Annotated in this window: 24 protein-coding genes; 8 read left to right on the forward strand and 16 right to left on the reverse strand. The window is 55.2% G+C overall.

Translation table 11 applies throughout. The features are described from left to right. Nucleotides 1-160 precede the first annotated feature (160 nt). Nucleotides 161-1,582 carry a transglycosylase SLT domain-containing protein gene (locus tag B3729_RS23490; protein ID WP_286789151.1) on the reverse strand — a complete coding sequence of 474 codons (1,422 nt, stop codon included), beginning with the start codon at nucleotides 1,580-1,582 and terminating at the stop codon, nucleotides 161-163. Nucleotides 1,583-1,756: 174 nt separating this feature from the next. On the opposite strand from B3729_RS23490, the gene B3729_RS23495 reads away from it, so the two are divergent. The 3 genes from B3729_RS23495 to B3729_RS23505 all read left to right on the forward strand — a co-directional run bounded on the left by B3729_RS23495 (nucleotide 1,757) and on the right by B3729_RS23505 (nucleotide 4,468). Then, nucleotides 1,757-2,581: a TatD family hydrolase gene (locus B3729_RS23495; protein ID WP_286789152.1), complete on the forward strand. Its 825-nt coding sequence runs from the start codon at nucleotides 1,757-1,759 to the stop codon at nucleotides 2,579-2,581. A gap of 118 nt (nucleotides 2,582-2,699) precedes the next feature. Continuing rightward, nucleotides 2,700-4,163, forward strand: coding sequence for a methyl-accepting chemotaxis protein (locus B3729_RS23500; protein WP_219653019.1), 1,464 nt, complete (start codon nucleotides 2,700-2,702; stop codon nucleotides 4,161-4,163). 95 nt (nucleotides 4,164-4,258) lie between these two features. Beyond that, complete coding sequence (locus tag B3729_RS23505) at nucleotides 4,259-4,468, forward strand: hypothetical protein (RefSeq protein ID WP_125888931.1); 210 nt, start codon at nucleotides 4,259-4,261, stop codon at nucleotides 4,466-4,468. 13 nt (nucleotides 4,469-4,481) lie between these two features. On the opposite strand, the gene B3729_RS23510 is transcribed toward B3729_RS23505, so the two are convergent. The 4 genes from B3729_RS23510 to pyrF all read right to left on the reverse strand — a co-directional run bounded on the left by B3729_RS23510 (nucleotide 4,482) and on the right by pyrF (nucleotide 9,186). Then, nucleotides 4,482-6,485: a transglutaminase TgpA family protein gene (locus B3729_RS23510; RefSeq protein ID WP_286789153.1), complete on the reverse strand. Its 2,004-nt coding sequence runs from the start codon at nucleotides 6,483-6,485 to the stop codon at nucleotides 4,482-4,484. Beyond that, nucleotides 6,482-7,438 carry a DUF58 domain-containing protein gene (locus B3729_RS23515; protein WP_286789154.1) on the reverse strand — a complete coding sequence of 319 codons (957 nt, stop codon included), beginning with the start codon at nucleotides 7,436-7,438 and terminating at the stop codon, nucleotides 6,482-6,484. Before B3729_RS23515 ends, B3729_RS23510 begins: the two co-directional genes overlap by 4 nt. A 5-nt stretch (nucleotides 7,439-7,443) precedes the next feature. Next, a complete protein-coding gene (locus tag B3729_RS23520) occupies nucleotides 7,444-8,361 on the reverse strand; it encodes an AAA family ATPase (RefSeq protein ID WP_010797758.1) in 918 nt (305 codons plus the stop codon). A gap of 126 nt (nucleotides 8,362-8,487) precedes the next feature. Then, entirely contained in the window at nucleotides 8,488-9,186 is a 699-nt protein-coding gene (gene pyrF / locus B3729_RS23525; RefSeq protein WP_197873097.1) for an orotidine-5'-phosphate decarboxylase, read from the reverse strand. A 226-nt stretch (nucleotides 9,187-9,412) separates the two neighbouring features. On the opposite strand from pyrF, the gene eat reads away from it, so the two are divergent. Genes eat through B3729_RS23545 form a run of 4 tightly spaced genes read left to right on the forward strand, consistent with a single transcriptional unit; the run spans nucleotide 9,413 to nucleotide 13,229 of the window. Beyond that, nucleotides 9,413-10,783, forward strand: a complete 1,371-nt coding sequence (gene eat, locus B3729_RS23530; RefSeq protein WP_286789155.1) for an ethanolamine permease — start codon at nucleotides 9,413-9,415, stop codon at nucleotides 10,781-10,783. 59 nt (nucleotides 10,784-10,842) lie between these two features. Further along, nucleotides 10,843-12,237 (forward strand): ethanolamine ammonia-lyase subunit EutB, encoded by a 1,395-nt coding sequence (locus B3729_RS23535; RefSeq protein ID WP_286789156.1) that lies wholly within the window; start codon nucleotides 10,843-10,845, stop codon nucleotides 12,235-12,237. Further along, on the forward strand, nucleotides 12,237-13,013 hold the full coding sequence (gene eutC / locus B3729_RS23540) for an ethanolamine ammonia-lyase subunit EutC (RefSeq protein ID WP_286789157.1): 777 nt from the start codon (nucleotides 12,237-12,239) through the stop codon (nucleotides 13,011-13,013). Before B3729_RS23535 ends, eutC begins: the two co-directional genes overlap by 1 nt. A gap of 48 nt (nucleotides 13,014-13,061) precedes the next feature. After that, entirely contained in the window at nucleotides 13,062-13,229 is a 168-nt protein-coding gene (locus B3729_RS23545) for a DUF2897 family protein (RefSeq protein ID WP_010797753.1), read from the forward strand. Between the two features lie 17 nt (nucleotides 13,230-13,246). Here B3729_RS23545 and B3729_RS23550 read toward each other — a convergent pair whose 3' ends face one another. From B3729_RS23550 to B3729_RS23580, 7 genes are all read right to left on the reverse strand, one after another. Then, on the reverse strand, nucleotides 13,247-13,816 hold the full coding sequence (locus tag B3729_RS23550) for a hypothetical protein (protein ID WP_286789158.1): 570 nt from the start codon (nucleotides 13,814-13,816) through the stop codon (nucleotides 13,247-13,249). Nucleotides 13,817-13,825: 9 nt separating this feature from the next. After that, nucleotides 13,826-14,182 carry a hypothetical protein gene (locus B3729_RS23555; protein WP_286789159.1) on the reverse strand — a complete coding sequence of 119 codons (357 nt, stop codon included), beginning with the start codon at nucleotides 14,180-14,182 and terminating at the stop codon, nucleotides 13,826-13,828. Nucleotides 14,183-14,241: 59 nt separating this feature from the next. Next, a complete protein-coding gene (locus B3729_RS23560; protein WP_010797750.1) occupies nucleotides 14,242-15,681 on the reverse strand; it encodes a PLP-dependent aminotransferase family protein in 1,440 nt (479 codons plus the stop codon). Nucleotides 15,682-15,866: 185 nt separating this feature from the next. Beyond that, on the reverse strand, nucleotides 15,867-16,682 hold the full coding sequence (locus B3729_RS23565) for an OmpA family protein (RefSeq protein WP_286789160.1): 816 nt from the start codon (nucleotides 16,680-16,682) through the stop codon (nucleotides 15,867-15,869). Next, nucleotides 16,679-17,035, reverse strand: a complete 357-nt coding sequence (locus B3729_RS23570) for a DUF4398 domain-containing protein (RefSeq protein ID WP_074827442.1) — start codon at nucleotides 17,033-17,035, stop codon at nucleotides 16,679-16,681. The genes B3729_RS23565 and B3729_RS23570 overlap by 4 nt, the downstream gene beginning before the upstream one ends. 146 nt (nucleotides 17,036-17,181) lie before the next feature. Further along, a complete protein-coding gene (locus B3729_RS23575; RefSeq protein WP_286789161.1) occupies nucleotides 17,182-18,117 on the reverse strand; it encodes an electron transfer flavoprotein subunit alpha/FixB family protein in 936 nt (311 codons plus the stop codon). Next, nucleotides 18,117-18,866 carry an electron transfer flavoprotein subunit beta/FixA family protein gene (locus B3729_RS23580; protein WP_010797746.1) on the reverse strand — a complete coding sequence of 250 codons (750 nt, stop codon included), beginning with the start codon at nucleotides 18,864-18,866 and terminating at the stop codon, nucleotides 18,117-18,119. The genes B3729_RS23575 and B3729_RS23580 overlap by 1 nt, the downstream gene beginning before the upstream one ends. A 440-nt stretch (nucleotides 18,867-19,306) precedes the next feature. Between B3729_RS23580 and B3729_RS23585 the strand changes: the two genes are divergently transcribed. Then, nucleotides 19,307-20,959 (forward strand): electron transfer flavoprotein-ubiquinone oxidoreductase, encoded by a 1,653-nt coding sequence (locus B3729_RS23585; protein WP_286789162.1) that lies wholly within the window; start codon nucleotides 19,307-19,309, stop codon nucleotides 20,957-20,959. 33 nt (nucleotides 20,960-20,992) lie between these two features. Here B3729_RS23585 and B3729_RS23590 read toward each other — a convergent pair whose 3' ends face one another. From B3729_RS23590 to B3729_RS23605, 4 genes are all read right to left on the reverse strand, one after another. Continuing rightward, nucleotides 20,993-21,559, reverse strand: coding sequence for a DUF1285 domain-containing protein (locus tag B3729_RS23590; RefSeq protein ID WP_286789163.1), 567 nt, complete (start codon nucleotides 21,557-21,559; stop codon nucleotides 20,993-20,995). Between the two features lie 9 nt (nucleotides 21,560-21,568). Then, complete coding sequence (locus B3729_RS23595) at nucleotides 21,569-22,171, reverse strand: DUF4823 domain-containing protein (protein ID WP_074827447.1); 603 nt, start codon at nucleotides 22,169-22,171, stop codon at nucleotides 21,569-21,571. A 72-nt stretch (nucleotides 22,172-22,243) separates the two neighbouring features. After that, a complete protein-coding gene (locus tag B3729_RS23600) occupies nucleotides 22,244-23,212 on the reverse strand; it encodes a GTP 3',8-cyclase MoaA (protein ID WP_286789164.1) in 969 nt (322 codons plus the stop codon). A gap of 78 nt (nucleotides 23,213-23,290) precedes the next feature. After that, nucleotides 23,291-23,932 (reverse strand): TetR/AcrR family transcriptional regulator, encoded by a 642-nt coding sequence (locus B3729_RS23605; RefSeq protein WP_010797741.1) that lies wholly within the window; start codon nucleotides 23,930-23,932, stop codon nucleotides 23,291-23,293. Nucleotides 23,933-24,068: the final 136 nt, after the last annotated feature.

Raw genomic sequence — 24,068 nt, forward strand, 5'->3', positions numbered from 1 at the left:
GTCCCGCTGGTCAGCGGTGAGGCAATCACCGGCCAGCGCTTTAGCGGTATTTTTTGAGTCTCGATAGACTCGCGCCCCGCAAGTTGCTGTTTAAATCGGCGCATTCGAATCCTAGGCAAGCGGTACTCATGCTGTCAAGCACGGCGGTTTGCCAACCGGATTAACGACTGGTAATACGGATGCTGCGCTTGCCCTCTTCCAGCCGGTCACGCTCGCGGGCATACGCCAGATAGTATTTATTGACGCTGCTGACGTAATTGACGACGCCCATCCCATATTTTTCAGAGGCAATTCGCTCGACCTGAAAGAACCACTTGTTAGGGTTAAGCCCCTGTCGCTTCGCTTCGGTCCGCAGCCGCTGAACCCGCTCTGGTCCCAGGTTGTAAGCTGCGAGAACAAAAGCCCGACGCTCACGCTCATCCAGCGTGCGGCTTGAAAAGAATTGGCGGCGCAGCTTTGCCATGTAGCGAGCAGCAGCCTGCACATTGCCGTCAACCGTGCGAATATTCTTGACCCCAACGCTTCGGGCCGCCGATGGTGTAATTTGCATCAGCCCTGTTGCGCCACCGCTACCTTTGGCAGCGCCATCCAGACCTGATTCCTTGTAAGCCATAGCCGCCAGGGTTAGCCAATCCAGATTGTAAGTGTTCGCGTATCGCTTCAGGACCGGACGAACTTCGGTAAGCCGCTGGTGATCGTCTGCACCTAACGGATTCCGGACCTTGGAACTGCCTTTGTAGGCCTTTTGAAACGCCACATCGCTGCCGGTCGGCATACGATGTCCAGCAAGAAAGCCATTCACCGCTTTACGCAGTTCAGGGGTATCGCGCCGGACAAACCAAGTCATATCCTGCTGCTTGGCCACTACTAGCCGCCGCTCTACATGAAGCTTGGGCAAGACCTTGGCCCAGCGGTCTGCAATAGGCTGTTCAACGACCGTAAGGGAGAAGATTCCAGCGGAAACCATTTCCAGCACATCCTCAACACCCAGGCTGGAGTCAACCCGCTCAAGCTCGATGGGCTTGAGCTTACGCTTAGCCAGTTGCGCATTCAGCTCGCGCAACGCGGGTTCGGCTGCGCTACCGGCTGGCAGAGTGAGCTGGCGACCAGACAGCTGATCCAGACGAGTATAGCGACGCTGCCCTGATCGGCTGACGACTACAAGTGGCGTATTGGTCATCAGTGGATGGCTGCGTACGATCTTGGTCCCGATAGGCCCCGAAAACAGCTCACCCGGAGCAGCAATATCACCCTCACCCCGCTCTAGCGCAGCCAGTAATTCCTCTTTAGGCTTTGGGATGAAAACAACCTTGAGCGGCTGAGTCTTTTTGCCCTTGGCGTTGAGATACTGCTCGAAGGCATCAAGACGACGGTACTCTATGCCGATGGGCTTGCCGTCCAGTTCGCCGGAGCTGTTACGGTTCTGATTGACCAGGACACGCAGCACGCCTGCAGTTCGAATCGCAGACAGGTCACGTACGGTCTTCTCCTGCTTCCAGTGCTCTGTACTTCCGACCCGTGCCTGGGCAGGAAAAGGTGACAACAACAGCAGACAACACACAACAATAAGATGACGCGCCATCCGGTTCTCCATGGTTGGCCAAGCGCAAGACAAGGCGCAACGACGCCCTCCCTTTCCAGGAGGCAATGGAAGCCGAACTACCCATGAACACCGACATAATCCTGTTCATGATCGACTTTTTTATTAAATGGACAGACTGATACTCAGCTGGCCACCGTTTATTAGGTATTTCTCATGCAACTGATCGACATCGGCGTCAATCTGACTCATCCCAGCCTGGCGCGAGAAGCCGAAGCCGTTATTGAGCGAGCGCGCACAGCGGGTGTCGTTCAAATGGTACTGACCGGCACAAGCCTTGCTGAAAGCGAGGCTGCGCTCGAACTTTGCCGCACGCTGGATGACTCGAACACGCTGTTTACAACAGCCGGCATTCATCCACACGAAGCAGCAAGCTGGACCGCCACGACAGGTAACAGCCTCAAGGCGCTGGCAAAAGAGCAGAAAGTACGTGCTCTTGGCGAATGCGGACTGGACTTCAACCGCGACATTGCTCCCCGCTCCGTGCAAGAGAAAGCGCTTGAAGAACAACTGGCCATAGCCGTTGAACTACAACTTCCGGTCTTCCTGCATGAACGAGACGCCAGCGAACGTCTGCTGGCCATTATACGCGATTTTCGCGACAAGCTTCCCGCGGCTGTCGTGCACTGCTTTACCGGCGAAAAACAGGCCCTCTATCAATACTTGGATCTGGACCTGCACATCGGTATTACCGGCTGGATTTGTGACGAGCGTCGCGGTACACACCTTCATCCGCTGATGAATGACATTCCCATGGGCCGCCTGATGCTGGAAAGCGACGCGCCTTATCTGCTACCGCGCACGCTACGCCCCAAACCCAAGAGTGGGCATAACGAACCAGCATTCCTGACTGAAGTACTGCATGAAGTGGCTCGCCATCGTCACGAGTCGCCTCAGGCCCTCGCCGCACATACCACAGTCACAGCCCGGCAGTTTTTCAACCTGCCGGTGATTGACGCGAGTTTTGAAGATCCGACCTAAAGCTGCTCTTTATTGTGCCGTTAACCTGAGTGGAAAGAAGCGGTCGCTTCTATAGACCGCTTCGACATTTTGTTCCGGCTCTATGCTGGAAAAACTCCCGTTACGGACACAACATTCCATGAGTGGTTGGATTCGAGACATTTCCCTGAAGTACAAATTCTGGGCCGTCAACGCCGTTGCTTTCTTTACGACGTTGTTACTGGTCTTGTTTGCCATGCATCTTGAGCAGAATGCCCGCCTTGATGCCGGTCAGAACGCTGCCAGACTGGAAGCCAGCCATCTATCGACGTTAGCGGCTGCTCAATTCCCGGTTACAGACACAGCGGTGAAACTCAACGACACCGCTGCGCTAGCGCGCCTTGGAGTCGATGCAGTCTCGCTGAGTGGAAAGCGGGACTGGGTGGAACTGGAGCGCAGCGAAGCGCTGGCAGGAGCCTGGGTTGCCCAGACCTCCGATGGTCAGCCGTTTGCCATAACCGTGGAGCGGGTGAGCTTTGGCGAGGTCTTTATGCATCGCGCCTTCGAATACGGTGTGGCCGTTTTCGTGCTAATGCTGGTACTACTGTGCGCCTCTCAGCTTCTGATCCGTTTCATCCTGACCAACCTGCATACACTCAAGGATGTCATGCTGCACGTAGAGCGCAGTGGTGACCTGTCGGCACGAGTACCGCTCAACAGCCGTGACGAAGTCGGCCAGATGGCCAACGCGTTCAATGCAATGCAGGGGGGCTATCAACGTATTGTCATGACGGTGACCGAGACCGCCACTCGACTGGATGAGGGCGCAGCACGTCTGGCCAGCACGATGCGGGAAGTACAGCGCGGCATGTTGAATCAGCAGAGCGAAACGGACCAGACGGCAACAGCCATCAATGAGATGTCTGCAACGGTCCATCACATCGCCCAGCACACCGCCGACACTCGGGATCAATCCAAGGAAGCCGATCGTTTAGCCGGTGCCGGACAGGCCGTAGTCGAGCGCGTCAGCCAGTCGATCTCCGGACTTTCCCAGGGCGTTCAGCAGACGGCTGAAATGATCCAGCATCTGGCTGACAACAGCCAGAAAATCAGCAGCGTCGTCAGCGTCATTCATGGTATTGCCGAACAGACAAACCTGCTGGCACTCAATGCCGCCATTGAAGCAGCTCGCGCGGGCGAAATGGGTCGCGGGTTTGCCGTCGTGGCTGACGAGGTCCGTAATCTGGCACAGCGTGTACAGGATTCAACCAACGAAATCACTCAGATGATTGCAACGCTTCAGGCAGGAACGCGCGATGCGGTTGAATTCATGAACGAAAGTTCGATCAAAGCAGATGGATGTGTTGAAGAAGCTGCCGAAGCCGGACAGGCCTTGGCGGCGATTGCTGGAGCCGTGGCGCAGATGCGCGACAGCAACACGCAGATTGCGGTTGCCGCCGAGCAGCAGTCTCACGTAGCAGAGGAAATGAGCCGCTCAGTGGTCGGTATACGAGACGTTACCGAGCATACCGTACGGCAGACATCCGATGCATCGGCAACCAGTCAGGAGCTGGCCGCATTGGCGGGCGACCTGAACAGGGCCATCCAACAGCTCAAGCTTTAAGCACAAGCAATCTATGGCTTTGATAGTGAGGAACGATTCGCGACCACATTATCAAAGCCCTTACAGTAAGTGTATCAATTAACAGGAGTGCAATCATGCGCCATATGATGAATCGGGCCTCCTCACGCGATACGGCACTGATGCTGTCGGTCCCGCTTGTCAGCCTGTCTGCGCTGACTGTTACCAGCGGCCTGCTGTGCCATAGTCTTACCAGTGTTGCAGTGGGCGTCGTAGGTATCGTAGCGGCAATGGCGATCCAGTTTCACGAGCCGAGCAAGAAGTCCCACTCGCTTTTTGTCAGCTGATCGAGCGCTCTATCTAGGCCTGATTAGCGCTTTTTGAAGCTCTTAGAGCGTTTTTCAAAGCCTTTAGCTGCGCTTTAAGAAGATGTTCATCCACAGTTTCGCGGCTGTAGCGCTGGCGTTCGAAGGTCAGGCAGAACGCTTCAATTTCGCCTTGCTGGTGAGGGAGTCGTTGAATAGTACGCTGCATGAAATGACGGACGGTTTCAGCTTTCTCACGAGTCAGTCCGTAGCGCCTTACCACTCGTTCGAACTGATTGAATAGCCGTGTTTGTGGGTCAGTTGCCTGTTTCCAGGGTTTGAGCAGCCATACCGCCAATAGCCCCATCAACAGTCCCCCACCGCCAACAAGCGTCGCAACAAACGTGGCACTATCGACCTTGCCAAACCAATTCCGCAGCAGGTCGCCTTGCGTCTCAGCCTGATAATTTAGAACCCAGCGTTGCCAGCCATAGTTGAGCCTGTCCCACGCCATCCGGGCTTCGTTAAGCCAGGCGAGTTGTCGATAGCGCATCGGTGAGAAGGGTGACGACTCTAGAAAAGCACCTTCACCTCGTGCACTTGACAACGCATCCTCAAGGCCACGCTCTACCCGCTCGGGCGCGACTTGGGCCGTAGGGTCGGCGCTTACCCAGCCTTTTCCGGAAACCCAGTACTCTACCCAGGCGTGTGCATCAAATTGATGGACCGTCAAGTAATTGCCTGCCTGGTTGTATTCTCCTCCCTGATAACCCGCCACCATACGTGCAGGGATACCGGCGACACGCAGGAGAAATGTCATCGCACCAGCATAATGGGCGCAAAAGCCACGACGATGCTCAAAGAGAAAGGCATCGATAGCATTCGTCCCCCCGACTGGCGGTTTGAGGGTGTAAATAAAAGGCTCCTCACGAAAATAGCGCAGTATCGCCTCTGCCAATGCCTGAGGCTCGGGATAGCGCTGCTGCAGATCTTTAATCCAGGCACGCGCTTGCAGGTCGTTGTTGGTAGGTAGTTGCAGTGCGCGCCGTGAGTTGGCCGGATTTATAGCTTCCTCGCGTATCACTTGCGGCCATGATGTCGCCTCGTACATCAAAGGCGTATCAACGGGTCTTCGGCGTTGCAGGTGGAAATCTCCGACCAGCCTGACGTCACTCTGATTGGTTTGCGGCACGTCTAGCGCAAACAGCCAAGGCTTCTGGCTTGGCTCCATAACCACCGTGTAGTGAATAGCAACGCCAGCCGGTTGCCATTGTGGAACGGTGCTGTAGGCAGTTTCCTGGCTGACCGACCAGCGCTGGCCATCGAAGCGCTCGAAAGTTACTGCTCTCCAGTAAAGCGTATTGCGTAGCGGAGGCGTCCCTTCGAAGCTGACTCGAAATGCCCGCTCGGCAGATTGGGAAAGTTCGGCAATCTCGCCGGGAGCGATATTGTCCGAAAGCCCCGTTACGGCCTTGTCACCCGATTGTGGCATTGACCACAACGGTCCCATGCGTGGAAAAAAGAGAAACAACACGAGCATGAGTGGCAGTGCCTGAAGCACCAGGCTTCCGGCCAACCTGTAGGTAGGCCATGGCCGATGCGCCATGCCGCTCTGTTGGAGGCCAATGAGCGCCGCCAGCAGCATAGAGATGGGCAACAGGCTATACAAGGCGGCAAGAAAGCTGTCATCAAACAGGTAAGCAATGACAATCGCAAAAAAGCCCAGAAAGATCACTACCAAGGCATCCCGCCTTGTGTTCATTTCGACCAGCTTGAGCACAAACATTGAGATGAGCAGCGCGGTTCCGCCGTCCAGCCCGATCACCGTACCCTGGGCGAACCAGACACTAGCGGCAGCTACAATCAGCAAGCCGGCTTTTTCAATCCGGGTAGGTGCCCGAGCCCTCATCCTGAACTGCTGAATACGCCAGAACGCGCACCCCAGCCACAGCCCGACGATCCAGAACGGCAGATGGAACAAGTGGGGCGCAATGACTAATGCCTGGGCAACCAGCAACCAGGTCAGCGCGATACGGGGGATAGGTTGAACGGCTGTCATGAGGGCTGTCCGAACAGAGCCAGTGCCTTGAGCGATGCCGACTGATGTGCCTCACCGGTATCAGGGCCCAGCACGGTTCCTGGTAAGCGCAGCCCAAACCGTTGCTGCTTGGCGGAGCAAACCAGAACCCAGTGGCACAGTTGGGATAGTCGTGCTTCGACATCTCCGTCCAATACAGAAAAGTCGAGCCATAAATCACTGCCTGTCAGCATGGCGAAATCCCGGACCAATAGGCCCTGTCCACGCGAGTACGCTTTCCAGTCCAGCCGGCGACGTGAGTCCCCTGGTTGGTAAGGTCTGAGTCCCAGAAAATCATCAGCACCCTGCCCTTGAGTGCGGGCACCTTCGTCAGCGTCTACGTCAAGACCCGCCGGCAACAGCAAATCACCCGGTATCGGTTTTGGGTAGATCAAGGCTTTCTGCTCCAGATCAAGCCAGCTCCATGCCACCATCAGCCCCAGCGGAAATCGGCTTTCTACCCGCAGCCTGCCGGGCCTCAACCATCCCCGCCTCACGGGTGTCAGGAAGAGGTCCAACTCACTGGCGCTACCTGCCTCGACATCGGTGTATTGAAGCGTGTCCTTACCCCACCCGATTGCAATGGCCTGATGGGCGCGCCCTTCATCGTCCAGACGCACCCGAAACCGCACGGGCTCGTCGACGAACGCTGGCGCTGACCCAGCTGCCGTCAACCGCAGTCCCGCCAGATTTCGATAGGTATGCAGGATGGTGACGATCCCAACCGAAAACAGCAGAAACGTCAGGCCGTACGCCAAGCTGTTCTGGTAGTTGATGGCTGCAAGCAGCATCAAAATCAACGCAACGCCAAACGCTGTGCCCTGGCGGGTGGGAAGGATAAAAATGCGCTTCTGGTGCAATACCATGGATGGCGCAGCGGGTATGCGTCGATCGAGCCAGGCGCTCCACTGACGACGGAAAGAACCTGTCTTCATAAGCGTCAGAGTGCCGGGACTTCACGGAGCAGCCATTGGACCAGCGCCCCGCCCCCATGACCGGCAGGATCAGCCTGATCCCGCAGACGATGTCCGGCTACGGCAGGCAAGACAACCTGAACATCCTCAGGAATTACATAGTCACGACCGTCCAACAGCGCCCAGGCGCGGGCGGCACCCAGCAGCGCCAGACTGCCTCTTGGTGAGAGACCCAGGGCAAAGTTAGGTTGCGTACGGGTTGCTTCGACCAGACGCAGCACATAGTCCACCACCGCATCGCTGGCATGGATATTGGGCACTTCGTTCTGGATAGCAGCCAGCTGCCGATGATCCAGCAGGGGCTCCAGCCTGGGAAGCTGGTCTCTACCCGACCCACCCAACAGCAATGCTCGCTCGGCTGCGCGGCCTGGATAGCCCAGCGAAAGCCGCATCAAAAAGCGATCCAGCTGGGACTCGGGCAGTGCAAACGTTCCCCCCTGGGAAACAGGATTCTGGGTCGCGATGACAAAGAACGGCTCCGGTAGTGGGCGAGTCGCACCCTCAATAGTGACCTGCCCCTCCTCCATCGCCTCCAGTAGTGCACTCTGGCTTTTTGGCGTTGCCCGGTTTATTTCGTCAGCCAATAGCAACTCGGTAAAAACCGGGCCCTGATGAAAGACGAACTGCCCGGTGTCCTTGTCAAAGACAGAGGTACCCAGGATATCGCCAGGTAACAGATCGGACGTGAACTGAATACGTTGAAACGAAAGACCAAGCACCTTGGCCAGGGCATGGCTCAGCGTGGTCTTGCCCATACCGGGCAAGTCTTCAATCAGTAAGTGACCTTTGGCGAGCAGGCAGGTCATGGCCAGGCGGACTTGCTTGTCCTTGCCGAGCAGGACCCTGTCGACTGCTTGGAGACAGGTTTCCAGTTGCGCGTGCATTACGTTCTCCTTTTGAACAGCCCGATGCTACTTGAACCGTACAAGCGAAGAACAGGGCTTGAAATCTTTTGTGACGCTCGCAGGCAACGCTCATGCTAGAGCGAGCCATGCGAGCATCTCCTGATTTCAGCGTAGATCAGCTAGGATTGCCGTCAATGCCGCAGCAGGATCACTGGCGCGACTGATGGGGCGGCCGATCACCAGATAGTCGGATCCGGCCTCCAGCGCCTCACGAGGTGTAAGAATACGACGCTGATCATCCAACGCACTGCCTGCCGGGCGAATACCCGGAGTGACCAGCTGCAGGCTGGGGTGAGCAGCCTTGAGCGAAGAGGCTTCCTGAGCCGAACATACCAGCCCGTCCATGCCAGCGCGCTCAGCCAATCCGGCCAGACGCAGGACTTGCTCCTTGGGGTCGATGTCCAGACCGATACCTGCTAGGTCTTCGCGCTCCATGCTGGTCAGCACCGTCACGCCAATAAGCAGTGGCTTGGGACCGGAAAGGGTGTCGAGCGTCTCCCGGCAGGCTGTCATCATACGCAAACCGCCCGAGCAATGGACGTTCACCATCCAGACGCCCTGCTCGGCAGCAGCCTTGACGGCCATGGCTGTGGTATTGGGAATGTCATGAAATTTGAGATCCAGAAAGACCTCGAAGCCCTTGGCATGCAGCGCTTCGATGACAGGTCTGCCGTGGGAAGTAAACAGCTCTTTGCCCACTTTGACGCGGCACTGCGCCGGATCGAGTTGATCCGCCAACGCCAGGGCGCCCTCGGCAGTAGGAAAATCCAGGGCGACAATAATCGGTGTCTGGCAAGCAGGCATGGCACTCTCACATATGAATCCAGGGAAGCCCTATTGTCGCAGAAAGCCATTTCCCGGCAAAAGGATTGCTTGTCTGCTACACCCATGCACCAAAACAAAGAGTCACTTTTTGGCTGGCGCCCTACGTTTGGGCAGCTATGGTGTTAGAAAGCCGCCAAAAAGCCAATAACAGGCTGGCATGCTCGCTGCAATGGTTACCCGTGAACCCACTCGGTGAGAAGACAAGATGACTACACAATTAAAACCCGCCTTGGGCACCTTGCATCTCTGGGGTATCGCTGTAGGCCTGGTCATTTCGGGGGAGTATTTCGGCTGGAGTTACGGCTGGGGCGTAGCCGGAACGCTCGGCTTTCTGGTAACGGCGCTTATTATCGCCGCCATGTATACCACATTTATTTTCAGCTTTACCGAACTCACCACAGCCATTCCCCATGCAGGAGGCCCTTTTGCCTACAGCAGCCGTGCCTTTGGCGAGAAAGGCGGTCTGATTGCCGGCCTTGCCACGCTAATCGAATTTGTCTTTGCACCGCCTGCCATCGCCATGGCCATCGGCGCTTATCTGAATGTTCAGTACCCTGCGCTTGATCCCAAACTTGCAGCCGTAGGCGCCTACATCACATTCATGACACTCAATATTCTGGGCGTAAAGCTGGCAGCCACCTTTGAGCTGGTCGTGACCGTACTGGCCGTTCTGGAGCTGCTGGTCTTCATGGGCGTAGTAGCACCCGGTTTCAGCTTCGCCAATTTTGGTCTTAATGGCTGGGCAGGCTCGGATACCTTCGGTATGCCCGCCATTACTGGCATTTTTGCTGCCATCCCTTTCGCAATCTGGTTCTTTCTTGCCATCGAAGGCGCTGCAATGGCGGCCGAAGAAGCCAAGGATCCCAAGCGCACCATTCCCAAAGCCTACACGACGGGCATTCTGACACTGGTGGTACTGGCCATTGGCGTCATGCTTTTCGCAGGTGGCGTTGGAGACTGGCGTACGCTTTCCAACATCAATGATCCCTTACCGCAGGCCATGAAGATGGTGGTAGGCGAAAATTCCGGTTGGCTACACATGCTCGTATGGATCGGCCTGTTTGGTCTGGTAGCCAGCTTCCACGGAATCATTCTGGGATACTCCCGCCAGTTCTTTGCCTTGGCGCGAGCAGGCTATCTGCCCGTCGGACTCGCCAAACTGTCACGCTTCCAGACGCCCCATCGCGCCATCATTGCAGGTGGGGTCGTGGGCGTTGCGGCTATCTATAGCGACGGGCTCATCAACCTCCAAGGCATGTCGTTGACTGCCGCCATGATTACTATGTCGGTATTTGGTGCCATCGTCATGTACATCATGAGCATGCTGAGCCTGTTCAGGCTGCGCCGCACCGAACCTAACCTGCCGCGCAGTTACCGTGCGCCCGGCTACCCTTTCGTACCCGCGTTGGCATTGGCCATTGCACTGGTCTGCCTGGTCGCCATGGCATGGTTCAACCCAGTCATAGGCCTCGTCTTCCTGACCTTCATGGGCGTCGGCTTCGTCTACTTTCTTTTTACCGCACGCCAGCGTGCCCAGGCGCCCACGGATAGCCTGCTGAAGGTCAACGCCATATGAGCCTGATAGCACTTGTCCTCGGGATGGCCCTCTGAGACAGTCACAGAACCGGAGTGTGTATGATCTACCAGACCATCATCGGCCATCAGGCCTATCGCTTCGAAGACCTCAAGACACTTCTGGCCAAGGCCAGTCCGGCGCGCTCGGGTGACGAACTGGCCGGGCTTGCAGCCGGCTCGGCAGAGGAGCGTATGGCTGCCAGGATCGCGTTGGCGGATGTCCCGCTCAAACGCTTTCTTGAGGAGGCCTTGATTCCCTACGAGCAGGACGACGTAACACGCCTGATCATCGACAGTCACGACGCGTTTGCATTTGCCCCTATCAGTCATCTCACCGTAGGCGATTTTCGTGACTGGCTCCTGCTCGACAGTACGGACAGCAAAACCCTGACAGCGGTCTCGCCAGGCATCACGCCTGAAATGGCCGCCGCTGTCAGCAAACTGATGCGCAATCAGGATCTGATCCTGGTAGCCAAAAAATGCCAGGTCATAACCCGCTTCCGCAATACGATAGGCTTACCTGGCCATCTTTCGGTGCGCCTGCAACCCAATCACCCTACTGACGATTTGCAAGGCATTGCGGCCAGCATGCTGGATGGCTTGCTCTACGGTGCAGGCGATGCCGTTGTCGGTATCAATCCGGCCAGTGACTCGCTTTCAACGTTGACGCCGCTGTGGGAGATGATGGATGAGCTGCGTCAGCACTTTGATATTCCCATGCAGACGTGTGTACTGACCCACGTCACCACCCAAATCAAGGCGATCGAAAAAGGCGCCCCGGTTGATCTAGTCTTTCAATCCATTGCCGGCACGCAAAAGGCCAACGATAGCTTTGGTGTAACGCTGAGCCTGTTACAGGAAGCGCATGATGCGGCCCGTTCACTCAAGCGGGGCACGCTGGGCGATAACGTCATGTATTTCGAGACAGGTCAAGGCAGTGCCCTCTCTGCCAGCGCACACCATGGTGTTGACCAGCAGACCTGCGAAGCACGTGCTTACGCGGTCGCGCGGACGTTCAAACCGCTGCTGACCAATACGGTGGTTGGCTTTATCGGTCCCGAGTACCTCTACGATGGAAAGCAGATCATCCGGGCCGGCCTTGAAGACCATTTCTGCGCCAAGCTGCTGGGCGTCCCGATGGGCTGCGACGTGTGCTACACCAACCATGCCGAAGCGGATCAGGATGACATGGACACACTCATGACGCTTTTGGGTGTCGCCGGGTTGACCTACATCATGGGCATTCCAGGCGCTGACGACATTATGCTCAACTACCAGAGCACTTCCTTTCATGACGGACTTTATCTGCGGAGCGTACTGGATTTAAGGCGTGCCCCCGAATTTGAAGCCTGGCTGACCCGCATGTCCATTACAGAGCCCTCCGGACAGCTACGAGACATCAACCGCGAGCACCAGCTGCTACGTGCCCTGCCCCACCTGCCGGGAGCCGCATGATGACAACCGCCAAACCTACGCTGGTCCAGACAAACCCCTGGGACGAACTGCGCACCCATACGTCGGCACGTATAGCATTGGGCCGTGTTGGCTCAAGCCTTCCCACGGCGGAAGTACTCCGATTCGGCCTGGCTCATGCGCAGGCAAGAGATGCCGTACACCATCCGCTGGATGTCCATATGCTGAGCGAGCAACTCCAGTCAAAAGGTTTTCGCACGATTCATGTACACAGCCAGGCTGCGGATCGGCAGCAGTATCTATTACGCCCGGATCATGGCCGAATGCTGGATATCGCCAGCCGTGAGCAGTTAATGGCTGAAGCGCCTGCCCCAGACATCGCTATCGTCATTGCCGACGGGCTGTCGTCCTTTGCGGCCAGTAGCCATGCAGTTCCCATACTTGAGCTACTAAAGGAGCGTTTCGATACCGACTGGTCCCAAATACCCGTGGTCATTGCCGAGCAAGCCCGCGTGGCCTTGGGTGACGAGATTGGAGAGCGGCTCAATGCCCAGCTGGTAATCGTGATGATCGGAGAGCGACCTGGTCTTACATCGCCTGACAGCCTCGGATTATACGTTACCTGCCAGCCCCGCCGCGGACGTATGGATAGCGAGCGTAACTGTATTTCCAATGTACGGCCCGAGGGGCTACCGTACCGCTTGGCGGTTCATAAACTCGACTACCTGATCAAGCAGGCCTTAAAGCTAAAACTGACCGGGGTCAACTTGAAAGACGATAGCGTTTTACCCTTGCTTAAAAGCACTCCTACTGCCTAGACGGGTCTAAGCAGCATAGACTGTTTCATTTGCACGGAGGACTGCACCATGCCCTGGTATGCCTGGCTTTTCTTGATTATTGCGGTGGGCTCGATTGTAGGTAGCCTGTTGATGCTTCGCAGCTCGGCCAACAAGGTAGAGCTCACCGATGAGCAGCGTCAGCGGATCCGTCAGCGAAACGCGGAGATGGACGCCAAAGATGCCCGGAATCGCTAGGTATCCTAAGTTGTGACTTAGCGCCTGAACTCAAACTGCAACTCAGCACCTTCGAAATCATCTGAGCGTTCACGATTTAGTATTCGACCGCTCAGGTTGAATCGATCATTCTCCTCATGCTTGTCGAACAGCGGAGGAAGCATGCCCGTCGGCTCCTTTTGCTCTGCTGTAACAGGCACTGCGCTCTCGATAAGTTCTTTGGGAATACTCAGGTCAACCTTGAGTGGCTCCTCCGGTTCGGGAAGCTTCTGTTTTACAGTCTTGGGCACCGGTTTGGGCTTTGGTTTTTCAATAACCAGCTCAGGCTTTTTGTCCGGCTGAGGAGCCGGCACAGGCTCCTCATCAAAGCTTTCAGGGACACGGGAGGTTAGGATGGGTTCCTGCCGGGCCGAAGTGTCCGGTACTGGCTTGGCATGGGAAGCTGCTGGCGATACTGGTTTTGGCGCGGTCTGCTCTACAGAGGCCGCCTGCGGTTCGGCTGGCTTTTTGGGCGGTTCCTTTTCCGGCTTATCACACCCACTGAGTATCAATACCAGCGCCAGCCAGCACGGCTTATGACCACTCACCATCCAACGTAGAGTCCTCATAAGAAAGCCTCAGGCAGAACGTCGTGAACTCCTTCCTGTGAAGATGGCCCACAGCAATAGCGCATAGCACACTGCGTTTACCAGGTTGCCGACGGCGTTGAGTAACGCATACGCCCACCCTGGCGCCAGTGGGATCTGCCAGAGCGGCAGTAAAACCGGCAATGCCAGCGTAAGCGCGCTATAGGCTGCAAGCCAGACAAGCAGGATGACCATACTCAACAGGCATAACAGGCTCGCCTTGCGGTGCGTTCGCCATTTCAGGCAAGCCACCAGCAGCCCTGTCAGCCAGACAAGCACCAGCGGTACATTGCCTAGCACTCCAATCATCGGCAGCCAGCTTGCGGCCTCGGTCGAGCCCATCGACACCTTTACCTCTTCACGCCTAATGTAAACAGACTCACAAAATGGCGAACGAGTTCACACCGTTAAGCAGCTACCTGAGCCTCTTGGCAGAGCTGATTGGCCAGTATTCCAATCGTCATCAAAGCGCGCTCGGTTTGTCGATTCCACGCCATCCCGCAATTGAGCCGAATACAATTATTGAATTGATCCGTATTGCTGAAAATGATGCCTGGCGCAATGCTGATGCCCTCCTGCAACGCCCGGAGGTGGAGATCCTTCGTATTGACCCTGGCTGGAAGGCTCACCCAGAGAATGAAGCCGCCGATAGGTCGGCTCATTTGGGTTCCCTCTGGGAAGTACTGTTGAACGGCCAGCTGCCAGGCCGTCATATTCTTGCGGTACTCCTGCCTGATGGAGCGTAGATGACGGTCATACCCGCCATTTTCAAGATAAGCCGCTACACCCATTTGCGTCAGACTACAGGCAGAGTGGGTGGTAAAGGTCTGTAAGCGCTGAATGTCCGACTGGTATTGATTGGCAATGACCCAACCGATACGCACACCAGGTGAGATCGTCTTGGAAAAACTTGAACAATAGACCACCCTGCCGTTCCGATCATGGGCCTTCAACGCCTTCGTCGCACCGACCTCATAGAACAACTCACCGTAGATATCGTCCTCAATGATCATGAAGTCTCGCTCATTGGCAAGCCTTAGCAGCTGCTTTTGACGCGCCTCAGGCATTGTACTGCCCAGGGGATTGCTCAGCCGGGAGGTCATGACCAGCGCCTTTACAGGCCACTGCCGCGCGGCCAGCTGCAATGCCTCTACGCTTAGGCCGGTCTGTGGGTCACAGGGAATCTCGACCACCTTGAGACCTAGCACATCAGCCAATTGCAGCAAGCCGTAATAGGTAGGCGATTCGGTAGCGATCAAATCACCCGGTTTGGTCAGCACACGCAGGGACATCTGCAAGGCGTCCACACAGCCATGGGTAATAACAACCTCAGAAGGCGCTACAGAGACCCCGGCATCCCGCATACGGATCGCAACCTGGCGGCGCAAGGGCTCGTAACCCGGGCTGTACATATAGCTGAACGCACGCTGACTGTGAAAGCGCGTCACCTTGCTGATCTGCTGATGCAGGGCCCGGATAGGTAGAAAATCCACATTAGGAATGGCAGCCCCGAAAGGAACCACGTCATCTCGTCGGGACTCCAGAAGCACTTGATTGATAATGTCACCGCGAGTGACCAGGGTTGGTCGCTCTACCCTGCCGATTTCAGGTGTAGGCGCTGTCAAGGCAGGCGTCTGGTGTACGTAAAACCCTGACTGGGGACGAGCCCGGATAAGCCCTTGGTCTTCCAGTGTGGCATAAGCTTGCAAAACACTTGCATGACTGACGCCCAACTGCTGACTCATCTTGCGAACAGAGGGAACGCGCTCGCCCGGCTGATAGACACCCCGGCGAATATCTTCAGCCAACTGATGAGCGATACGTTGATAGAGCAACAGATTCGTCATGGCACGCATTCCCTTGGTCACTGAACCGAAACAGTAGCATCGTCTTACCAGATTGCACCGGTACAGCTTGGTAAATTTAGGACAATACAGCCAGTGCTAACGGATAATCAGTCGACAATGAAACAAGGGATGCCGCTTTTAAGCATGAGCGCGACAGGCAGGCCGTTCAAACCTGCCGTTTACGCTCAACGTGCCGGTATGAAATTACCGTTTTCGTCAGAAAATACTACTTCGACCCGGCGATTCTTGGCGCGGCCTTCGGCCGTCCCGTTGGACGTCACCGGATAATCCTCGCCATATCCAATGACCTGAAGGCGGCCTGCCTCTACACCTAATGCACTCAAGGCCTTGGCGACGGCATGGGCACGCTGTTTGGAAAGGGAAAGATTGCGATCTTCATCACCGGAGTTATCCGTGTAGCCTTCGATTCGGATCTCCCGCTTGGGGTTGATTTGAAGAAACTGGGCAAGCTTGAGAACCGTTTCATTAGCCGTTGGATTGAGTTGTGATCGTCCCGGAGCAAACAACACATCGCCCAGCGTCATGACGAGACCGCGCTCTGTCTGAGTCGTACCCAGGTTAAACAGCTGATCGGTAAGCCATACGTTACGCTCTCGTGCAGAACGGAGTTCTTTTTCCCGCAACTGCAATTGCAGGCGTTCGATCTGCAGTTGTAATTGGGTCGCCTTGTCCTGGCTCAAGCGAAGGCTTGCATGCTCTCGGGCGATATCGCTGTAGCGTTGGCTCAGGTAGGCAAAGTGGCGTACATCTTTGCTGCTTCCCCAATAGCCAGCCAGCTGCTCCGCCTTATCCAGGGTTTCCTCGGCTCTTTTTACATCCTTGGGTGCGCTACGCAGCACGTCAGAATCAGTCTTGACCGTGGCATACCTGGATTTGGCGTCCTGTAACGCCTGCCGAGTAGTGGTGCTGCTGCTCGTACACCCTGCGATCATTGAAAACGCCAGTGCAAGTCCAGCCACCGACAGTACCGAACGCATCATGGCGTGCTCTCCAAACGCTTTTGTAATCGGGCGATCTGCTTGTTGAGTTCATCCACATGTGTCTGGCTCTTGCTATTGAGTACCTTGGCCTCGGCCAGGCGAGCGTCGAGTTCAGCCTGTTCCGCCAATACACGAGCTTTTTTGTAATCTTCAACCCGCATGGCTTTTCGGGCCCGTTCAAGCTTGTCGTTGGCGAGGCTGTATTCAGGAATGGAGTCATCCGCCCCAATGTCATGGGCTTGGTCGAATGCCTGGGTGGTTAGTTTCATTTGCTCGGATGGTGCGGGATCGTTGGCGCACCCGGCAAGCAACAGGGCCAAAACAGAAGCTGCCCAACAATAAGATTTTTTCACTATCTGGTTTCCTGCAGAGTCAGGCGACAGCTCTATGACGCTGCCTAAAACCAGAATTTTGTCATGTTGAAAGGCATTTGTCCGTCAACAAAAATCTACCCAATAAAAAACCCGCTCGATCGAGCGGGTTTTTAGGAGGCTATTGCTTATATCGACTTTTCAAGCTCAGGGATTAACTCGAACAGGTCACCTACCAGTCCATAATCAGCCACCTGGAAGATTGGCGCCTCTTCATCCTTGTTGATGGCCACAATGACTTTCGAGTCTTTCATACCGGCCAGGTGCTGAATCGCACCGGAGATGCCTACCGCAATGTACAACTGCGGCGCAACGATCTTGCCCGTTTGACCAACCTGCATGTCGTTGGGTACGAAGCCTGCGTCCACCGCTGCGCGAGAAGCGCCTACGGCAGCACCCAGCTTGTCTGCCAGGGAGTACAGAATTTTGAAATTATCACCGTTCTGCAAACCACGACCGCCCGATACCACCACTTTCGCAGCGCCCAAGTCCGGGCGACCTGTCGTGGCCAATTCTTCGTTCACGAAGCGGGAAATACCTGCATCCTGTATGGAAGAAACCGCTTCGATAGCGGCAGAACCACCTTCGGCAGCAACCGGATCAAAACCAGTAGCGCGCACGGTAATAACTTTTACCGGAGCGGATGACTGCACGGTTGCGATCGCATTACCGGCATAGATGGGCCGCTTGAAGGTATCCGGACTTTCTACCGAAATGATCTCGGAAATCTGATCCACGTCTAGTAGCGCAGCAATACGTGGCATGAAATTCTTGCCGTTCGAACCGGCTGGCGATAGTACGTGGGTGTACCCATTGCCTTTAACCAGCTCAACAACCAACGGCGCCACGTTTTCTGGCAACTGGTAGGCGTAAGCAGCATTATCGGCAACCAGCACCTTGGAAACGCCCTCGGCTTTGGCAGCAGCTTCAGCCGCACCACCGCAGCTCTGACCGGCGATCAGAACATGAATATCACCACCGATGGCTTTGGCTGCAGCCACGGTATTGAGCGTTGCGCCATTGAGCGCAGCATTACTGTGTTCGGCAATGACCAGAATAGCCATCAGATCACCTTCGCTTCGTTCTTGAGTTTTTCGACCAGTTCAGCAACCGACTTCACCTTGATACCTGCCTGACGGCCAGCCGGTGCTTCCACCTTCAGCGTCTTGACAGTCGAAGCCGTGCTAACACCCAGAGCGTCCGGCGTTAAGACATCCAGTGGCTTTTTCTTGGCCTTCATGATGTTTGGCAGCGAGGCATAACGCGGCTCGTTCAAGCGCAGGTCAGTGGTCACGATAGCAGGCAGGTTCAGAGCAACGGTCTGCAGCCCTCCATCGATTTCGCGGGTCACGTTCAATACGTCACCGTCACGCTCGACCTTGGAAGCGAAGGTCCCTTGGGCAAAGCCGGTCAGTGCACCCAGCATCTGACCCGTCTGGTTGTTATCACTGTCAATAGCCTGCTTGCCCATGATAACCAGCTGGGGTTGTTCCTTGTCGACAACCGCCTTGAGCAGCTTCGCAATCGCCAGCGAGCTCAACTCTTCATTGGTCTCGACCAGAACGGCACGGTCCGCTCCCAGAGCCAACGCAGTACGCAATTGCTCCTGTGCAGCAGTCGGACCTACAGACACGGCCACGATTTCGGTAGCGATACCTTTTTCCTTCAGGCGCACCGCTTCTTCAACGGCGATCTCACAGAAGGGGTTCATGGACATCTTGACGTTGGCCAGGTCAACACCGGAGTTATCGGGTTTGACGCGGACCTTGACGTTGTAGTCCACCACTCTTTTTACAGCTACAAGAACCTTCATGAGTTCCTCATTATTCTGTAGTGAATAAATAGGGTAGCCAGGCAGGCCTAGCCGATCGAATCGACCAAATAACGGCTCTCGGCTTACAAATAACCATTAACCGCCGTATGTTGACTGCATCAGTCGAGAGGGTCAACGCTCCAAGGCAAGTCGGCGTGCTGCCAGAAGGAAATGCGATAGGCTAAAGGCATCACAGTTAAAGGGTACTTGCCTTTAGCAAAGGCCGTCCGAACGCTTTTTTAACCAAGCCATAATGCAAACAGGCAGTTACCCGACATAACCCTAGCCGCTTCTGGAGGCAGCACAAGCAGAATGTACCAGTCCGAGAGAAAATTCAAACAAACGTTTGTATTGGACCTCTGGAAAGACCCCTATATAATGTTTTTCTTTATTACAGCCGCCAAAATATAACTAGCATCAATGCCTTGAGGAGACTGTCCGTGGAACGCGAATTTATGGAGTTCGACGTTGTTATTGTCGGCGCCGGCCCGGCAGGCCTTTCCGCTGCCTGCCGATTGAAGCAAAAGGCGGCTGAGACCGGTCAGGAAATCAGCGTCTGCGTTGTAGAGAAAGGCTCCGAGGTCGGTGCTCATATTCTCTCTGGCGCCGTGTTCGAGCCGCGCGCACTCGATGAACTGTTCCCTAACTGGAAGGAACTGGGTGCCCCGCTGAATACGCCAGTCAAGCGCGACGATATCTACCTGCTCAAGGACGCCGAACGTGCCAGGAAGCTGCCTGACTTTCTTGTCCCCAAGACCATGCACAACCAAGGCAATTACATCATTTCCCTTGGGAATCTGTGCCGCTGGCTAGCCCAGCAGGCTGAAGGACTGGGTGTAGAAATCTATCCAGGCTTCGCTGCGCAGGAAGCCCTGATTGATGAGAACGGCATTGTGCGCGGTATCGTAACCGGCGACCTGGGCGTAGACCGCGAAGGAAACCCCAAGGAAGGCTACTACACGCCCGGCATGGAACTACGTGCCAAATACACCCTATTCGCCGAAGGTAGTCGTGGGCATATTGGCAAGCAATTGAGCCAGCGTTTCAACCTGGGCGCCCATGCCGATGTGCAGCACTACGCGATAGGCATCAAGGAAATCTGGGATGTCGACCCTGCCAAGCATGAGCAGGGCCTTGTTGTGCATACAGCAGGCTGGCCGCTAGACGATGATAACCCGGGTGGCTCATTCCTCTATCACCTGGAAAACAACCAGGTCGTAGTGGGCCTGATCGTGGATCTGTCCTACAGCAACCCTTACCTCTCGCCCTTTGATGAATTTCAGCGCTACAAGCATCACCCGGTAATCAAGCAATATCTGGAGGGCGGCAAGCGTGTATCTTATGGCGCTCGCGCCATCACTAAGGGCGGCCTGAACTCACTTCCCAAACTGACGTTCCCAGGCGGTGCATTGATCGGTTGTGACGGCGGTACGCTCAACTTCTCGAAGATCAAGGGCAGCCACACGGCGATGAAAACCGGCATGCTGGCCGCTGAAGCCATTGCCGAAGCTCTGGTAGCCGGGCGTGAAGCCGATGAGCTGACCCGTTATCTGGATACGTTTAAGAACAGTTGGGTGTACGAGGAGCTCTACAAGAGCCGCAATTTCGGCGCTGCCATCCATAAATATGGAGCAATAAAGGGCAACGCCTTTAATTTTATCGAGCAGAACCTGTTTGGCGGCAAGTTACCCGTTACGCTGCATGACACAACGCCTGATTATGCCTGCCTGAAAAAGGCGTCTGAATCCAAACGGATCGATTATCCCAAGCCTGACGGCAAAATCAGCTTCGACAAACTGTCTTCGGTGTTTCTCTCCAATACCAACCATGAAGAGGACCAACCTGTTCACCTGAAGCTCAAGGACCCGTCCATTCCGATCGACCGCAATCTTCCGCTCTACGACGAGCCTGCGCAGCGTTATTGCCCTGCTGGTGTATACGAAGTTGTGACGCAGGAAGACGGCGAGAAACGCTTCCAGATCAATGCCCAAAACTGTGTGCATTGTAAGACGTGTGATATCAAGGATCCTTCCCAAAACATCACCTGGGTACCGCCAGAAGGCACTGGCGGCCCCAACTACCCTAACATGTAACAAAAAGGGCTCCCCAGGGAGCCCTTTCTTATTTCAGTCCTGCCGAGCCACCGGGAAAAACGCCCCGCCACTCCATAGGCCCTGCCACATCGCCCCCTCATAATGTTCCAGCGACATACATTCGACGAGCCGATAGAAGACATTACGATGAATCAAGGCTTCGAGGCGATCCCTTACAAGCACGTATGGCGAAGGCTCTTGCGTACTAGGATCAATGACCACGCGCAGGGGATGATCAGCATTGGCTTCCACCATATCGCCTACTTGGGTTGTAAAGCACAAAACCTGATTTTGCCTTTGACCTTGTACATCACAATCAATGGCCACAAAGGGAGCATCCTCAACCTGAATACCTACCTTTTCAACAGGCGTCACTAACACATAGCCTTGCTCATCCTTACGCAGGATGGTTGAAAACAGCCGGACCATGGCAGGTCGATTTATAGCAGAGCCTTGGTAAAACCAAGTGCCATCGCGCGCGATACGCATGTCGATATCGCCACAGAAGGGGGGATTCCATGAATGAACCAGCGGCAATGCCTTACCCTCCCCGTTCGGTAACTGGGCGATCAGGTCATCAACCTTATGCGACTCACTCATGAACACTCCTTATCGCGTCAAACCCAACAGATGCTGAGCATACTCCGCAAGCGGAGGCGCTAGCAGGTCTTCGGGTTTCTCATTGTAAAATGTCAGGAAACCGCCCCGGCTGCGAATACGGGCCGTATCGACCAGATAATAAGTTGCCGTTTCGATCAGCATGACCTGAACCACACTGCGGTCCCGACCTACTCGATCCAACGCTTCCTGATCTTCCCACTCCTGCCAGTTGCCAATGGCATCATCAGCGGCTGCAAAGCGGGTATACAGCAGATAGTGAGCCCCCAGGTTACGTGCCTCGAGTATGGCTTCGTCCAATCCAATGGGCCCTTTGGCACGACGTACCCGTGGAAAATATTCCACGAAACCATTGAAGGCCTGTTCCGCTACGACATTGGGCCTGGCATATGGATGCCCTGGCGGCACGAACGCACCTTGTGCGATATAGATATAAGAGTCCGGCTGCAACCGGAAGTTGTTCAATCGCTGTGTATGGCTGTAGTCGAGAAACCCAGCATCCCGTAGGTGATAAGTAGTACCAGCAGCCATATCGCTGACATTCATACAACCGGACAACAATACAATCGCACAAATGGCGAGGAAACGACGCATCTCTTTCTCCTGAACCGGCGACGAAAAACCGGCGCTGACACGCGTCTAGCAGTTTCCAGGCCAATCTATATGCTAGCCCCCGATGATCTTCATCACCGTTACACCACCAGAGAACGCAACGTCCTGCTTATCGCCCAAGGCCTTGACCAGCAACCGCTGTAGCGCCGGAAGCGCTAGATGACGGGGCTTGTCCAGCAAATCACCAACAAAGTGGCGATTACTAGATGACAAGCAGCCATGCAGCCAACCTGTTGAAGACAAGCGTAGACGCGAACAGCTACGGCAGAAAGGTACGCTTTCATTCGCAATAACGCCGAAGTAGCCCCCACCCTCTACCTGATAACGCAAGGCAGTGGCGTCTACAGGCGCATCAGCCTGTACAAAGGGATGGACCGCACCGATGATCTCTAAAAGCTCTGCCAACCGTACGAACTGCTGCTGGAAGCCGTTGGGATCACGCGCGAGATGCCCCATCCTCATCAGCTCGATAAACCGTAACTCGAAGCCGCGCTCGAGACAGTATTCGAGCAGCGGCAATATCTGATCAAGATTCTGGTCACGCAATGGGACCATATTGACCTTGATTTTAAGTCCTGCCTGACGGGCTTCTTCAAGACCTGCAAGCACCGTCTTCAGGTCGCCTCCCCGCGCGAGTACAGGGAAGGCTTCCGCATCGAGCGTATCCAGAGAGACGTTCAGACGGCGAACCCCGTTGTCGATGATAATGGGCAGCTTTTTAGCCAGCAGCTGGCCGTTAGTGGTAAGACTAATGTCTTTGAGCTTTAAGGCGGAAACCGCCTGCAAGAAAGGCTCGAACTTGGGAGTGACCAGTGGCTCACCACCAGTAATACGCAGACGCTCGATGCCTGCAGCCTCAATAAGGTATTCAACACCACGAGCCATGGCATCAGCCGATAACTCATCTTGAGCCGCTACGAGGCGTTTCCCATTGGGAACACAATATGTACATGCATAATTGCATGCAGCGGTTAAGCTGATCCGTAGGTTGCGAAAGGCTCGACCCTGACGGTCAACGATCATGCTTGAACTCCAACTGCTTAACAGAGAAAAAAGATATCTGGGTCGAGAACGATTTATTCAAGCTCAGACTTTCGGACCTCACCGGGAAGCCGGTATTTCCGTGTCTCGCTTACGGCGGTTACCCATACGCACGCCGATGTCCATGAGAAACTGAAAAAATCCGTCCTGATCTTCAATGACATCTCGCCAGAAGGGAGAGTGATACAAGGCTACCGCCCCGTGCACCAGCGCCCAGGCAGCGCAATAGTGAAAATAAGGAGGAACATCTTCCAGCTTCCCTTCAGCGATTCGTCCCTTGATCAGCTGAGTCAAACGATCGAAGTTTGACGCTCTGATCTTATGCAATTGTTCGACCAACTCAGGAACCTGATTAGCTTTGACCACCTTTTCTTCCAGCCGGTCAAAAAGCCTGTAGCGCTGAGGGTCGCGCATACGAAACTCAAAGTAGTCCCGGGACAGAGCCTCCCGATCACGTGCCACGTCTTCCGAGTGAAACAGCGAAGCCAGGTCTCGCTCGTAATCCAGCATCAGGCGAAGATAGATCTCGGCTTTGGATCGGAAATGTTTATAAATCGTTCCTTTTCCAATCCCGACCGCGTCAGCGATCATCTCTACAGTAACACTGTCCTCCCCTTCTTCCAGGAAAAGCTTGAGGGCTGTGTCTAGAATCTCCTGCTCACGGCGGCGAAATTCACGGACCTTTCGAGGTTCTTTCTGCATAGAAATAAGTTTCTTTTTAGAGTCTGAATGCGGAAGGTATCGGTAGGGGAAGCTATTAACATCGGCTGGCACAACGCGAGATGGACGATACGCATCTGACAGGCGATGTCACATTGATTACGGCATTATGCCTAAA

Origin of the sequence: Pseudomonas sp. UBA3149, assembly GCF_002364655.1 — a bacterium.
Lineage (GTDB): Bacteria > Pseudomonadota > Gammaproteobacteria > Pseudomonadales > Pseudomonadaceae > Chryseomonas > Chryseomonas luteola.

What these genes read in the sequence shown, in the direction of transcription:
- B3729_RS23490 (WP_286789151.1), bottom strand. Translation starts at nt 1,582, where the DNA reads ATGGCGCGTCATCTTATTGTTGTGTGTTGTCTGCTGTTGTTGTCACCT.
- B3729_RS23495 (WP_286789152.1), top strand. Translation starts at nt 1,757, where the DNA reads ATGCAACTGATCGACATCGGCGTCAATCTGACTCATCCCAGCCTGGCG.
- B3729_RS23500 (WP_219653019.1), top strand. Translation starts at nt 2,700, where the DNA reads ATGAGTGGTTGGATTCGAGACATTTCCCTGAAGTACAAATTCTGGGCC.
- B3729_RS23505 (WP_125888931.1), top strand. Translation starts at nt 4,259, where the DNA reads ATGCGCCATATGATGAATCGGGCCTCCTCACGCGATACGGCACTGATG.
- B3729_RS23510 (WP_286789153.1), bottom strand. Translation starts at nt 6,485, where the DNA reads ATGACAGCCGTTCAACCTATCCCCCGTATCGCGCTGACCTGGTTGCTG.
- B3729_RS23515 (WP_286789154.1), bottom strand. Translation starts at nt 7,438, where the DNA reads ATGAAGACAGGTTCTTTCCGTCGTCAGTGGAGCGCCTGGCTCGATCGA.
- B3729_RS23520 (WP_010797758.1), bottom strand. Translation starts at nt 8,361, where the DNA reads ATGCACGCGCAACTGGAAACCTGTCTCCAAGCAGTCGACAGGGTCCTG.
- pyrF (WP_197873097.1), bottom strand. Translation starts at nt 9,186, where the DNA reads ATGCCTGCTTGCCAGACACCGATTATTGTCGCCCTGGATTTTCCTACT.
- eat (WP_286789155.1), top strand. Translation starts at nt 9,413, where the DNA reads ATGACTACACAATTAAAACCCGCCTTGGGCACCTTGCATCTCTGGGGT.
- B3729_RS23535 (WP_286789156.1), top strand. Translation starts at nt 10,843, where the DNA reads ATGATCTACCAGACCATCATCGGCCATCAGGCCTATCGCTTCGAAGAC.
- eutC (WP_286789157.1), top strand. Translation starts at nt 12,237, where the DNA reads ATGACAACCGCCAAACCTACGCTGGTCCAGACAAACCCCTGGGACGAA.
- B3729_RS23545 (WP_010797753.1), top strand. Translation starts at nt 13,062, where the DNA reads ATGCCCTGGTATGCCTGGCTTTTCTTGATTATTGCGGTGGGCTCGATT.
- B3729_RS23550 (WP_286789158.1), bottom strand. Translation starts at nt 13,816, where the DNA reads ATGAGGACTCTACGTTGGATGGTGAGTGGTCATAAGCCGTGCTGGCTG.
- B3729_RS23560 (WP_010797750.1), bottom strand. Translation starts at nt 15,681, where the DNA reads ATGACGAATCTGTTGCTCTATCAACGTATCGCTCATCAGTTGGCTGAA.
- B3729_RS23565 (WP_286789160.1), bottom strand. Translation starts at nt 16,682, where the DNA reads ATGATGCGTTCGGTACTGTCGGTGGCTGGACTTGCACTGGCGTTTTCA.
- B3729_RS23575 (WP_286789161.1), bottom strand. Translation starts at nt 18,117, where the DNA reads ATGGCTATTCTGGTCATTGCCGAACACAGTAATGCTGCGCTCAATGGC.
- B3729_RS23580 (WP_010797746.1), bottom strand. Translation starts at nt 18,866, where the DNA reads ATGAAGGTTCTTGTAGCTGTAAAAAGAGTGGTGGACTACAACGTCAAG.
- B3729_RS23590 (WP_286789163.1), bottom strand. Translation starts at nt 21,559, where the DNA reads ATGAGTGAGTCGCATAAGGTTGATGACCTGATCGCCCAGTTACCGAAC.
- B3729_RS23595 (WP_074827447.1), bottom strand. Translation starts at nt 22,171, where the DNA reads ATGCGTCGTTTCCTCGCCATTTGTGCGATTGTATTGTTGTCCGGTTGT.
- B3729_RS23600 (WP_286789164.1), bottom strand. Translation starts at nt 23,212, where the DNA reads ATGATCGTTGACCGTCAGGGTCGAGCCTTTCGCAACCTACGGATCAGC.
- B3729_RS23605 (WP_010797741.1), bottom strand. Translation starts at nt 23,932, where the DNA reads ATGCAGAAAGAACCTCGAAAGGTCCGTGAATTTCGCCGCCGTGAGCAG.